The 12,967-nt window shown below is 62.3% G+C and carries 10 protein-coding genes and 1 pseudogene; 5 read left to right on the forward strand and 6 right to left on the reverse strand.

The window, feature by feature from the left end:
* Nucleotides 1-116: 116 nt before the first annotated feature.
* Nucleotides 117-1,913 (reverse strand): potassium-transporting ATPase subunit KdpA, encoded by a 1,797-nt coding sequence (gene kdpA / locus OUZ45_RS20550; RefSeq protein ID WP_266172203.1) that lies wholly within the window; start codon nt 1,911-1,913, stop codon nt 117-119.
* Entirely contained in the window at nt 1,910-2,002 is a 93-nt protein-coding gene (gene kdpF, locus OUZ45_RS20555; protein WP_090449523.1) for a K(+)-transporting ATPase subunit F, read from the reverse strand. Before kdpF ends, kdpA begins: the two co-directional genes overlap by 4 nt.
* A 396-nt stretch (nt 2,003-2,398) precedes the next feature.
* Here kdpF and OUZ45_RS20560 point away from each other — a divergent pair, with 396 nt between their 5' ends.
* The gene (locus tag OUZ45_RS20560) at nt 2,399-3,430 is read left to right on the forward strand and encodes a TraB/GumN family protein (protein WP_266172204.1); all 1,032 of its coding nucleotides are present in this window, start codon (nt 2,399-2,401) and stop codon (nt 3,428-3,430) included.
* A gap of 90 nt (nt 3,431-3,520) precedes the next feature.
* Here OUZ45_RS20560 and OUZ45_RS20565 read toward each other — a convergent pair whose 3' ends face one another.
* Nucleotides 3,521-4,405 (reverse strand): EamA family transporter, encoded by an 885-nt coding sequence (locus OUZ45_RS20565; RefSeq protein ID WP_266172205.1) that lies wholly within the window; start codon nt 4,403-4,405, stop codon nt 3,521-3,523.
* A 420-nt stretch (nt 4,406-4,825) separates the two neighbouring features.
* Complete coding sequence (locus OUZ45_RS20570; RefSeq protein WP_266172206.1) at nt 4,826-5,770, reverse strand: aldo/keto reductase; 945 nt, start codon at nt 5,768-5,770, stop codon at nt 4,826-4,828.
* Between the two features lie 394 nt (nt 5,771-6,164).
* Between OUZ45_RS20570 and OUZ45_RS20575 the strand changes: the two genes are divergently transcribed.
* Complete coding sequence (locus OUZ45_RS20575; protein ID WP_266172207.1) at nt 6,165-7,070, forward strand: LysR substrate-binding domain-containing protein; 906 nt, start codon at nt 6,165-6,167, stop codon at nt 7,068-7,070.
* 179 nt (nt 7,071-7,249) lie between these two features.
* Nucleotides 7,250-7,912 (forward strand): NYN domain-containing protein, encoded by a 663-nt coding sequence (locus OUZ45_RS20580; protein WP_266172208.1) that lies wholly within the window; start codon nt 7,250-7,252, stop codon nt 7,910-7,912.
* A gap of 344 nt (nt 7,913-8,256) precedes the next feature.
* Here OUZ45_RS20580 and OUZ45_RS20585 read toward each other — a convergent pair whose 3' ends face one another.
* Nucleotides 8,257-10,872: a phosphocholine-specific phospholipase C gene (locus OUZ45_RS20585; protein ID WP_266172209.1), complete on the reverse strand. Its 2,616-nt coding sequence runs from the start codon at nt 10,870-10,872 to the stop codon at nt 8,257-8,259.
* A gap of 426 nt (nt 10,873-11,298) precedes the next feature.
* Here OUZ45_RS20585 and OUZ45_RS20590 point away from each other — a divergent pair, with 426 nt between their 5' ends.
* Together OUZ45_RS20590 and OUZ45_RS20595 are read left to right on the forward strand one after the other, a co-directional pair.
* Nucleotides 11,299-12,201: a class I SAM-dependent methyltransferase gene (locus tag OUZ45_RS20590; protein WP_425601725.1), complete on the forward strand. Its 903-nt coding sequence runs from the start codon at nt 11,299-11,301 to the stop codon at nt 12,199-12,201.
* A gap of 18 nt (nt 12,202-12,219) precedes the next feature.
* Nucleotides 12,220-12,753, forward strand: a complete 534-nt coding sequence (locus tag OUZ45_RS20595) for a pseudouridine synthase (protein ID WP_266172210.1) — start codon at nt 12,220-12,222, stop codon at nt 12,751-12,753.
* 61 nt (nt 12,754-12,814) lie between these two features.
* Here OUZ45_RS20595 and OUZ45_RS20600 read toward each other — a convergent pair.
* A pseudogene (locus tag OUZ45_RS20600) lies at nt 12,815-12,967 on the reverse strand (IS110 family transposase); the annotation flags it as partial.

A 12,967-nucleotide genomic window follows, 5' to 3' on the forward strand; every position in this document is an offset into this window, starting at 1 on the left:
GGGCCTGAGCGCCCGCATAACTGCGTCATCGCTCGGTTGTGTATTGACATACACGCCCTCACTCTTCCTTGTTCTGCGGGCGCTCAGGCCCGACGAGGCGTATATCAAGGGCACCGTCAGCCCCCTAGGAATTCAGCGATGGGACCGAGCGCCAGCGCAGGCAGGAAGGTCAGCGCGCCGACCACGATCACCACGCAGGCCAGCAAGGTCACGAACAGCGGCGTATGCGTGGGCAAGGTGCCGGCCGAGGGCGGTACGTGGCGCTTGGCGGCCAGCGAACCGGCCATGGCGAGCATCGCGATGGCGAGCAGGAAGCGCGAGAAGAACATGCACACGCTCAGCAGCACGTTCCAGAACGGCGTGTTGGCTGAGAGTCCGCCGAACGCGCTGCCGTTGTTGTTCGATGCCGACGAGACCGCGTAGAGAATTTCGCTGAAGCCATGCGCGCCGGGGTTGGCGACACCTGCCACGCCGGCTGGCGTCATCACCGCGATGGCGGTGCACACCACGACCAGGGCGCAGGGCACCAGCACGGCCAGGCTGGCCATCTTCATCTCGTGCGCTTCGATCTTCTTGCCGAGGTACTCGGGTGTACGGCCCACCATCAGTCCGGCGATGAACACGGCGACCACGGCGAAGGCGAGCATGCCGTACAAACCGGAGCCGACACCGCCGAAAATCACCTCGCCCAGCTGTATCAACCACATCGGCACCAAGCCGCCCAGCGGGGTGAGCGAGTCGTGCATGTTGTTCACCGCGCCGCACGATGCGGCTGTGGTGATGGCGGTGAACAGGCCGCTGGCAGCGATGCCGAAGCGGGTCTCCTTGCCTTCCATGTTGCCGCCGGCCTGCAAGGTGCTGGCCTGCTGATCGATCGACAGGCCATGCAGCGCCGGATTGCCGGCTTGCTCCGCGGCGACGGCGCCGATGGCTAGCGGGACAAAAATCAGCAGCATGGTGGCGAGGATCGCCCACCCTTGTCGCTTGTCGCCGACCATGCTGCCAAAGGTGTAGCAAAGGGCGCCGGGGATCAGGAAGATCGCCAGCATCTCGAGGAAGTTGCTGAAAGGCGTCGGGTTTTCGTACGGGTGCGCCGAGTTGGCGTTGAAGAAGCCGCCACCATTGGTACCCAGCTGCTTGATCGCGATCTGCGAGGCCGCCGGGCCCATCGGCAAGGTCTGTGTATCGACCGGGCTTTCCTTGGTCACGTCGTGGCCGGCCGCGTCCTTGAGTACGTTGCCGGCGGCATCCTTGACCTGCTCGACCTGGGTGATGTGCTGGGTGAGCGGCACGTCCACGTAAGTCTTGAAGTTCTGCACCACGCCCTGCGACACCAGCAGCAGCGACAGCAGCAACGAGAACGGTAGCAGGATGTAGAGCGTGCTGCGCGTCATGTCGACCCAGAAGTTGCCGATCGACAACGCGCTGCGCCGCGTGAAACCGCGCACCACGGCAATCAACACCGCGATACCGGTGGCGGCCGAGAGGAAGTTCTGCACCGCCAGGCCCAGCATCTGGGTCAGGTAGCTCATCGTGCTTTCGCCGCCGTAGCCCTGCCAGTTGGTGTTGGTGATGAAGCTGATGGCGGTGTTGATCGCCGAATCCGGCGTTACCGCACCGAAGTGCTGCGGATTCAGCGGCAGCCACTGCTGTGTACGCTGCAGCGCATACACCACCAACATGCCGGCCATGTTGAACATCAACATGGTGAGAGCGTAACGACGCCAGCCCATGTCATCGTCGGTGCGTACGCCGGCAAGGCGATACAGTACGCGCTCGATACCGCCGCCGAAGCGCGTGACGCGGTTGGGCGTATCGGCGAACACCAGTGCCATATAGCTGCCGACCGGTTTGATCAGCAGCAGGAGTACGGCCAGGTAAATCAGTACCTGGAGCATGTCATTCGTGGTCATTCGAACCACTCCGGCTTGAGCAGGGCCACGCACAGGTAGCCCAGCAGGGCCACTGCGATGACAGCGGCCACGGCGTAAAAAATGTTCATGGTTGGGGTCCCGCGGAGAGCGTGATCGAGAGAAGGCCGCCGCAGTGCGCGGCAGCGGTCATCAGGGGCGTCGGCCCAGGCGGTCGCAGATCATCAAAAAGCCGATCGAGGCCGCGCAAAGCACGAAAGAGAACAGTAGGTAAATGACATCCATGGGCTGCGAAACACCGTTATTGCAACGGTGCGTATTGTCGAAACCGCCACATAAGAAAGGGGTAGCGAATGGGGCTCGGGGCGTATAGAACGCGTAAATTTCCGTTTCGGCGCCGTCCAGCCTGGGTGAAAAGTCCTGTAAGAATTTTGAACCTTTCATGTGATCCTTGAGTCCGACGACCGTTCCCCACGGTCATGGGTCAGGCCTTTCCTGGTCCGCCTGCCCCCATTGGAGTTTTGAGTATGCGTCTGGTCCCTGCAGTTCTCTGGCTGGCGTTGTGTGCCGCCTCGCCTGCCTTCGCGCAGACGGCGCCGGTAGCGCCGGCGCCTGCGTCATCGGTCACCAATCTGGAATCGGTAGTGGTCAGCGGCGTGCAGCCTGGGCCGGGTTTGTGGAAAGTCAGCAAGGGCGATCACGTGATGTGGGTGCTGGGCGCCTTGTCGGCGCTGCCGGAGCACATGCAATGGAAGACCGACGAAGTGGAGCAGACCATCGCCGCTTCGCAGGAAGTGCTGAGTGCGCCGTCAGTCAATATCAAGCTCAAGACGAATTTCTTCGGCAAGCTGTTTCTGTTGCCGACGTTGATTGGCGCGCGCAAGAACCCCGACGGCGTGACCTTGCAGCAGGCCTTGCCTGCGAGCGAGTACGCGCGCTGGGAAGTGCTGAAGCAGAAATACATCGGCAGCGACCGCGACGTGGAGAGCTGGCGGCCAATGTTTGCTGCGATAGAGCTCTACGAAAAGGCGATCAAGCGCAGCGGATTGAAAGCCTCGGGTGGTGTGAAAGACACCGTGCGCGAGCTGGCGAAAAAGCACAATGTGAAAGTCACTTCGACCCGATACGAGATGGTGATCGAGGAGCCGCGCGCGGCGATGAAGACCTTCAAGAAGTCGCCAATGGATGACCAGCAATGCTTCAGCCAGGCGCTGGATACGGTCGAGCATGATCTGGGTAGCGTGACCGCGCGTGCCAATGCCTGGGCTGTCGGCGATATCGAGGCCTTGCGCGGTTTGCCGCTGAATGATCGGCGCGATGCATGTATCGAGGCGGTGACCGGTGCGGGGTTTGCCGAGAAGTTGGGGTTCAAGGATTTGCCGCAGCGGGTCGAATCAACCTGGATGGGGGAAGTGGATCGCGCCTTGTCGAGCAACGCGCAGACATTTGCGCTGTTGCCGATGGAGGAGGTGCTTTCGCCCACGGGTTATCTGGCCAAGCTGAAGGCGAAGGGATATGTGGTGCAGGCACCGGATGAGCAGGATGCGGCGGCGCCCTGATGATTAGCTCCCTCTCCCCCAAGTGAAATAAGAGCGGGGAGAGAGGGTTGAGGTGACGGCTACGCAGACTTGTTCAGAGCATCCTGGCTCTCAGTTCGCCAGCGACTCGGTCAGCGTGGGCCGTTGCGCGCTCAATGCGGTACCGGCTGCCGCCACGATGATCGCCACGATGGCCAGCCACTGTAGCGGGCTGAGTCGTTCGTCCAGTAACGCCACGCCGGCCACCGCCGCGACGGCCGGCTCCAGGCTCAACAAGGTGCTGAACGTGCGAGCCGGTAGCTGGGTCAGCGCGACCATCTCCAGCGAATAGGGCAGGGCCGAGCTGAGCACCGCCACTCCCAGCGCATACGGCAACAGCGTCGGTGACAGCAGTGCGCTGCCGGCGTGCGCGATACCGAATGGGATCGCCAGCAAGGCACCGATCGACGTGCCCAGCGTCACCGCGTCCGGGCCGTAGGCCGCCCCCGCCTTTTTTCCCAGCACGATGTACAGCGCCCAGCCTCCGCCGGCGGCCAGCGCGTACATCACGCCCACCGGATCGAGCGCCTGCATCTGTCCACGCAGCGGTAGCAACAGGGCCAGCCCGGCCACCACCAGCGCGATCCAGACGAAGTCGAGCATCCGTCGTGAGCCGAACAGTGCTAGCACCAGCGGCCCGGTGAATTCCAACGCTACCGCGATACCCAGCGGGATCGTGCGCAGCGACATATAGAACACCAGGTTCATCGCGCCCATCGAGAGGCCATAGCCCCATAGCACGCGCCAGTCGCGCTGACTGCCCGACCGGCGCCAGGGTCGCCGCCACAGCAGCAGGATCAGTGCGCTGAGCCCTAGCCTATAGGCGGTAGCGCCCTGCGCGCCGACCTGTGGGAACAGGTGCTTGGCCAGCGACGCGCCACCTTGGTACGAGATCATGCTGATCAATAGCATGCCGACCGCGAGCGCGATCGGAGCAACGGTGGAACGTGATGACATGAGGGTAGCCACGGGGGAGAGCAATCCGCCCATGATGCCCGCAGACCCCCGCGAAACCCACTATGCAGGCCGTTTCGCCGTCGCCATTGCTGACAGCGCATGGCAGCAATGTTCGAACAATCAGAACGATCCGGGGCGCACCGGCCGCCACCCATCGCGCCCGGCTGAGCATAGCCGCGAAAGCCGAAGGCTATGGCGTTGCGCTTTGGCTCAGCGCACCCCGCGCTGCTCATAACGCGATGTGCCGCGCGTGATCACAGGGCCCTTGCCCAGAGAAAAGTAACCAGAAGAGAGGGCACCCCGGTTTCGCGCTGTTCGGGTACGTGAGGGCTGGCCGGGCCCGCTCTTAGATGACATGGGGACACGACATGGGGTGCCGTGTCGGGACGCATCGGCGTTCGTGCCGATGGCCGCGCTCGCTTACGCGCTGGCTAGATCCAGTTGCGTGATTTCATCGCGCGCCAACTGCAGGTCCACTGCGCCGAACAGGTCGCGCAGTTGTTCGATGCTGGTGGCGCTGGCGATGGGGGCGGTGATGCTGGGGCGGGCGATGAGCCAGGCGAGTGCGACTTGGGCTGGGGTGGCGTGGTGGGCAGCGGCGACGTTGTCGAGGGCGGCGAGGATGCCGAGGCCGCGTGGGTTAAGGTATTTCGCCACGCTGCCGCTGCGTGCGGCGCTTTTGCCGAGGTCGGCTTCGCTGCGGTATTTGCCGCTGAGGAAGCCGCTGGCCAGGGCGTAGTAGTTGATGACGCCGACATTTTCTGCGCTGACGAGAGGCTCCAGTGCTTTCTCGTAGTCGGTGCGGTTCATCAGGTTGTAGTCGGGTTGCAGGCTTTCGTAGCGCGGCAGGCGGTGTTTCTTTGAAACGGTCAGCGCTTCGGCAAGGCGGTCGGCGCTGTAGTTGGAAGCGCCGATCGCGCGCACTTTGCCTTGTTCGATCAGGCGGCCGAAGGCGCCCAGGGTTTCGTCGAGCGGCACGCTCGCGTCGTCTGCGTGCGCTTGGTACAGGTCGATGTAGTCGGTATGCAGGCGCTTGAGCGAAGCATCCACGGCACGCTGGATGTTCACTGGCGACAGGCCGGGGTGCTCGGACCATTTTGCCACCTTGGTGGCCAGCACGAGCTTGTGGCGCTTGCCGCTCTGCTTCAGCCACTTGCCGATGATGGTTTCCGATTCGCCTCCGCGGTTGCCGGGTGCCCATGCGGAGTAGACGTCGGCGGTGTCGACCAGGTTGAAGCCGGCATCCACGAAGGCATCGAGCAATTCGAGCGAACGCTTTTCATCCGCGCTCCAGCCGAATACGTTGCCGCCGAAGGCGAGCGGGGCGACGGAAAGGGGTGACTTGCCGAGTTGACGCAATTGCATGGGGTAGTTCCTTGCAAGGGACCACCTGATCTATGCCACGCAGGCATCGCCGTCAAGTCGACGTAGTAGCAGGGAAGCGGAGAATCAAGTCGGCGCGCATGTTTTCCCGGATGACGTGCTTCGCGAAAACAGCCTGGCCAACGGGTGCGATTTGAGTGGTGTGGCGGTGCGCGTACGACGGTTATGGAGCTTGTCTTGCGGTGCTGGTGCATCGGCAAGGTGACGGGCGAGATCGGTGTTAGCGATATGGCCGTGCATAAACAACAGGTCGGTCCAAGGCGAACTCATGACAGCCTCCCAATGAATCTGCCATCTGGCAGACGGCTCAAGATAAGAGCCTCGCAGGCCGCGAAAAAGCGATATATTCGCAAGTCAGGCTTGAGAGAGATTCAAGATGGCACGTATCTCGCTGGACCTCCTGCAACAGTTTGTGACCGCCGCCCGGCTTGGCAATCTGTCGCGTGCTGCGGAGCAGGCCAACCTCACCGTGAGCGCGCTCAGCCACCAGATCCGCCAGCTCGAGCAGCGGGTGGAGCGCAAGTTGTTCGACCGTGGCCCGCGCGGCGTGCAGCTCACTGCCGAGGGTCGCCGGCTGATGGAGGCGGTGGCGCATCATTTCGAAGGCATTGATCGCGCCATGGCCAGCTATCGCTGTCGCCGCGAGGAGGCGCTCACGCTCAACGCAAGTCCGGGTGTGATGTCGGGTTGGCTGGTGCCGCGATTGGCACGCCTGGTGGCGGCGCATCCGGAGCTGGAATTGAATCTGCAGTCCAGTGCGGCGCTGGTGGATTTCGAGCGCGATCCGGTGGATGTGGCTGTGCGCTATGGGCGCGGCATGTGGGCCGGCGTGGAAGCCGAGCAGCTGTTCGGCGAGTGGATCGCGCCGGTGGCCGCGCCTGCCTTGCTGGAGCGCATGCGTGATGTCGATCCCGGCGACCTCGGCCGTTGGCCGTTGCTCGGCGATCCGGGTCACCGCTGGCCCGATTGGTTCAAAACCTTCGGCGGCACGCCGCCGCGTCGTTTCGTGGCGCAGTTCGACACCACCGATGCCTTGCAGCGCGGTGCGCTGGAAGGCTTGGGCGTCGCGCTGGGGCGCATGGTCACCGCGCGACCGCTGGTGGAAGCGGGGCTGCTGCATGTACTGGGCGAACGCTACATACACATTCCCGAGGCGTACTACCTGGTCTATCCGCCACGTTCGCGCGATCACGCCAGCCTGCGCGTGTTCCGCGATTGGATCCGTCGCGAGGCCGATAGTTACGCAGAGAGCATGGCCTACGCGGCGGGCCAGCGCAGTTAAGGATGCTCTGATCTATTCAACGTAGGCGTCACCGCTGTGTCAGCTCGCCTGCGTTGAATAGGTCAGAGCATCCTTAAGCCGCATCAACAAGTCGCACCGCATGCCGTAAAATCCGCACGCCGGCCACCTATGGGCCGGCGTTTCCCATACATCGACCCGCACGACCCTAAGGATTTCTTATGCCCAGCACCGCCATCCTCGTCGACGGCGCGTTCTTTCTCGCCCGCTACCGCAAGGTGTGGGGCGAGCGTGACGCCAATGACGCCCGCACCGTAGCCAAGACCGTGTTCGGCATGGCGCTGGAACACCTCAAGGCGCTGGATCGCCCGCGCGAGGCGCTCTACCGCATCTTCTTCTACGACTGCCCACCGCTGGAAAAGAGCTTCGTGCGGCCGGTGAGCGGCGATGCCATCGACTTCTCGCGCACCGGTGCGGCTACCTTCCGCCGCGACCTGCACGACCAGCTGCGCCGCCAGCGCAAGATGGCGTTGCGGCTGGGGCGCCTGGCCGAGCGTGGCGAGTGGAAGCTGAAGTACCACGCCTACCAGCAACTGCGCGACGGCGCGCTGCTGTGGGACGAACTGGGTGACGAGCATTTCGAGCCCGACATGCGCCAGACCCAGGTGGACATGAAGATCGGCATCGACATCGCGGCGCTTACTTATAAGAAGCTGGTGGACCAGATCATCCTGGTGGCCGGCGACGCCGATTTCATTCCCGCTGCCAAGCTGGCCCGCTATGAAGGTATCGATTTCATCCTCGATCCGATGTGGCAGGGCATTGCGCCGGATCTGCATGAGCACATCGACGGTTTGCAGTCAGTTTGTCCGCGCCCGTTCTAGTCAAACCATGCGTAAGGGAGTGAGCGGCGGGGTTGCAAGCGCAATCTCGCCTCTCAGGCTATGTGCTCCCGCTACTGTTTCCTACTCCTCGACTCTCGCGTCTCGAAAGGCCATCTCGAAAGGCGCTTAGAGCCATCCCCTTCAAGGTCTTCGAGAAGCTTGAGGTGGCCTGGTCTTAGCTCCCTCTCCCCTGCGGGGAGAGGGTTGGGGTGAGGGGGCAATCCTGCGACGCGGCAGATTCGAAGCGGATTTCGATGTACGTGATCGCGAGCACCCACCCCTCATCTCAGTCCTCTCCCCGGAGGGGAGAGGAGGCAGGGGCGAACACCTTGAAAGGACGACGCTTAGAGCCTGATCGACACAGGCTTTGCCTCAAGAGGCATGTATCCATCATCAAAGAAGTACCACGCCTCGTATCGGCCTGGCGGCAATAGCGCGCCGCCCGACGTGGACAGCATGACCGAGCCGACCCCGCGTGGCGCGTACACCCATCGCAGAAGATTGGCTCGGATGGGCGTTGCCCCTGCCGGAAAGATACCGATCCAGTTCTTGGGGCGGTGACGCCAGGGTGGAACGGCATAATCGAACCGCAAGGTGTCGTAGGCATCGCCGTGAATCGAGAGTGCGGCCTTGAACATTCGATCATTTCCGATCGCCGGATCGGTCGTCGGGATACCGAATCGTGGTTCGGTGTAGCCGGCAACACGTCTGAAATAGGCGGCCTCACCCGCCACCCGGATACTGGCGTCATACCAGCCAGAGTAGCCCCGCCATTCGATCGTTTGCTGGTTACCGGCCTCTACCCGGACTTGAAGCGGATCGTTCTCGTAGTACGCGTTGTCCCTGAGCTGAAAGATGCTGGCGCTTGAACTGGATCGATTGTCCAGTGTGATGAGGATGCTGCCGCGAGAAGGGTGATTCGACGTGGTGACTTCGGGTGCGCGCCCCGACGGCTCCATGGCGTTCACGTCGCCGCGGAACTCACGCAAAAAACCATGGGGGCCGTACACGGCCCAGTCGTACAGGCCATCGTCGCCGACGGGGATCGGTGGGGTGGCCAGCAGGGTTTTGCCGGCTTCGATCGTGTAGTGGTAAGGCTCCTGGGCACCCGACATCGGTTTCCCATAGGCAATCAACGCGACGCCGGTGCTTCCCGTGTTGGCAAATCGAAGCGAAAGGCTGTCGAGGCCCACTTGGATGTCGGCGGAAAAGGCATAGCCCAGCCGGCATGCCCACCGTGTCTGCGGCGTTTGTATCGGAAATGCCTGGGGTTGGGGCACCGCGGCTTGAGCTGCGCCATTCTTGAGGGTGGTGGCCGTGTTGATCGGCCTTGAAGGCGAAGGCCTGAAGTCGAACGCTTCGGTCAAATCGCCGCAGACCGATCTGCGCCAGTCGGAAATGGCCGTGCAACGGGTGCTGCCGTGTGCAGCGCCTTCGGTACCGAGATTCTTCGCGGCCGACCACTGCTCCAGAAAACGCAATACGGAGGTGTGGTCGCTGAGTTGGGAATACACCCTTCCGCCTCGGGTCCATGGGGAGATGAGCAACATGGGCACGCGCGGTCCCAGCCCAACGGGAACCGATGCGTTGTCTTCGGCAGCGCCGGCATGGGCCAGGGTCATCTCGCCGTAGTGCGGGGCGATCGCGGGAATCGGTGGCGGCACGTGATCGAAATAGCCGTCGTTCTCGTCGTACATCAGCATGAAGACCGTTTTCCGGAACATCTCCGGATGGTCGTTGATCAATGTCTTGAGCAGCCGGGCCGTGAAGGCTTCGCCGTCGCCCGGCGAGGCACTTGGGTGTTCGCAAAATTCGTAGGGAGCGAAGATCCATGAAACACGAGGGAGTCCGGGTTTCACGGTGCCAAGCGCGGGGTTGTCGGGCTCCATGCCGGCGGCAAGATCCTTTGCGAACTCAGCGATGAGGGCATCGCCTTTTTTGCCGGAGGCGGGGGCGAATACGCGGCCTCTTTGATAGAGCGACTGGAAATAGGGGTCGTTGGACTTGTCGATCGGCGTGCCGCTGTTGTCGATCCGGAAATTCTTGAAGTACTGAAGATAGTTGTCGCCGTAGTTGTCGTACTCCTGGTAGACCTTCCAGGTGATGCGGTTATCCGTCAACGTCTCCGCGTAAGTCTTCCAATCGGCAATGCCGGCCGCAACGGCTGCACTCTTGGCCTGCGGGCTCTGTCCGTACATCGCTGGCGCTATGTCTGTGTTGATATCGCACTGAATATCGGACACGTAGCCACAGCTGCCGTAGTTGTCCGGGAAATTCATCGGTGGCGGGACGGTTCCCGACATCAGGTAGAACCGGTTCGGGTCCGTCGCTCCAAAGATCGAGCAATGATAGGCGTCGCATACGGTGAAGGCGTTGGCCAGCTGATAGTAGAACGGCAAGTCGGCCGCATTCAGACAACCCATCGATTGCCTGCTCTTCAGCGGTACCCAGGTATCCCAGTTTCGCCAGGTATCCTGTGATTGCTTCCAGCTATGGTCCAGGCCTTTCAAGTATTGGAACTGCACATTGCCAGGCTGATTGAACCGGAACGGCAAGACATAACTCGCCGACTGAACACTTCGATCCGTGTTGTACCAGTCGGAGGGTTGGGTCCATTGGGCGCTGGGCACGTGCTCGTGGAAGCCTCTCGAGTCCGGATTCAAACCTTCCGGTTGGTACCACACGTAGTTGCCACTCGGGAGGGGTGCCGGCCGAGGATCGCCGTAGCCGCGGACACCAGGAAGCAGGCCGAAATAGTGGTCAAACGAACGATTTTCCTGCATGAACACGATGACGTGCTCAATGTCCGCCAAGCTGGGCGTGCCGGTGGGATTGTTGGGTTCGATCGCCAGGGCCTTGTCGATAAGGCCGGGCCAGACGGATAGCGCAGCCAGGCCGCCGGCGGACCCTGCTGTCACTTTCAGGAAGTGCCGGCGCTTGATGTCGTCAATCTCGCTCATGTGGTTTTTCTTGTCGTGGGCAGAGGTTGTTGGTGGGCAGATGTCGTTGCCCTGCCAGTTCACCTTGAGTTTGTTGCAAAGGAGCGTCGGCAGCTATGCGCACGCGCTGAAATGACTGGCCGAAAAATCTGATTTTCGACATGGCGGAGCGAGGTAGGCCCCGCGGATGCGCTTGCACACCCGATCTGAGCCGGTGAAGTCAGGGGGCTGTCAGGCCGGCGGTTGTCTCCGCGTTGAGGTATCGGCAGGTCCCTATAGGGCCTGTTCGAGGCCTCCGCGTGCGGGAAGCGAGGAAGGGTTGAGCCAAAGAGCGGACTATGCCGATATTCAAATGGGCCCTTAAACTGTCCATCCACCAAACGTATACATGGCGGGCGCAAAACTAGCGCGCTAGCCTGCCTTCGCACCTCCAGGAAGAGATCACCCATGAAATGCCACGTCGCCTTCGGGCTGACCACCTTGTTGCTGGCCGCCTGCAGCGGCAACTCCATGTCGGCCAACGCCCAAGTCGCCCAGGACCAGCCGGCCGGCGGCCTGGTGCCGCCGACTAGCGCCAGCGATTTCACGGCGTCGCAGTTGGATGCGGTGCTGGCCGGCAACTGGCGCTCCGAGAAGAACCGCGCGCGCGACACGTATCGCCATCCCAAGGCGACCTTGCAGTTCTTCGGTCTTCGCCCGGACATGACGGTGATCGAGATCACCCCCGGCGGCGGCTGGTATAGCGAAATCCTGGCACCCCTGCTGAAGGACAACGGCACCTACATCGCCGCGCTGCAGAAACCTGCCGACGGTGGCGAAGCGCGCCAGGACGCAACCGGTCTGCGCGCGAAGTTCGCCGCCGACACGGCGCATTACGGCAAGGCGCAGATCGTGGAGTTCGATCCCAAGGCTCCGGCGATCGGCAAACCCGGCACGGCCGACATGGTGCTCACCTTCCGCAACGTGCATAACTGGGTGATGGCGGATACGGCGCCGGTGATGTTCAAGGCGTTCTATGCCGCGTTGCGCCCGGGGGGCGTGCTCGGTGTGGTCGACCACCGCGCGGCCGACAGCAGCAAGCTCGATGCGATCAAGAACAGCGGCTACCTGCCCACCAGCTACGTGGTGAAGCTCGCCACCGATGCCGGCTTCAAGCTGGACGACGAAAGCGAGATCAACGCCAATCCGAAAGACACCAAGGATTACCCGAAGGGCGTGTGGACCTTGCCGCCCACACTGACCCTGGGCGATCAGGACAAGGCGAAATATCAGGCGATCGGCGAATCCGACCGCATGACGCTGCGCTTTGTGAAGCCGGCAGCACCGGTGCCGGCCGCATCTGCGCGTTGAGCGGGTTGTGCTGGTTTCATGCTGATTGCGCTCAACAAGCCGTTCAATGTGCTGTGTCAGTTCACCGTGGAAGGCGGCAAGCGCACGCTGGCCGAGTTCGTCACGCAGAAGGATGTATATCCGGCGGGGCGGCTCGACTACGACAGTGAAGGCTTGCTGCTGCTCACCGATGATGGGCGGCTGGCGCACCAACTCACCGATCCACGTCACAAGCAACCCAAGACCTATCTGGTGCAGGTGGATGGTGCGGTGACGGACGAAGCCATCGCGTCTTTACGGCGCGGTGTGATGCTCAACGATGGGCTGACCTTGCCGGCGGGTGTCGAGAGCGTGATCGAGCCGGAGAGGTTGTGGCCTCGCGATCCACCGGTGCGTTTTCGCAAAAGCATTCCCACAAGCTGGCTGAGCATCACGTTGCGCGAGGGGCGTAACCGGCAGGTGCGGCGAATGACGGCAGCAGTGGGGTTTCCTACCTTGCGGTTGATACGTGTGAGTGTCGGTGGGTATGCGTTGGATGGGCTTTTGCCGGGGGAGACGCGGGTGCTCGCATGAGCTTGTTTTTGCTTCCTCTCCCCTCCGGGGAGAGGATTAAGGTGAGCAACTGTGTTGGCAGTCAAGCGGATGTCGCATGTTCCAGACGCCACGAGGCGTTGTCGCGAACCATGGCGTTGAGCACGGTTAATAGCTTGCGCATGCAAGCGACGATGGCGACCTTTTTGCCTTTGCCGGCCTCGCGTAACCGCTTAAAGAACGCCTTGATGGGTGG

This window comes from Dyella subtropica (genome assembly GCF_026283965.1).
Classification (GTDB): domain Bacteria; phylum Pseudomonadota; class Gammaproteobacteria; order Xanthomonadales; family Rhodanobacteraceae; genus Dyella_D; species Dyella_D subtropica.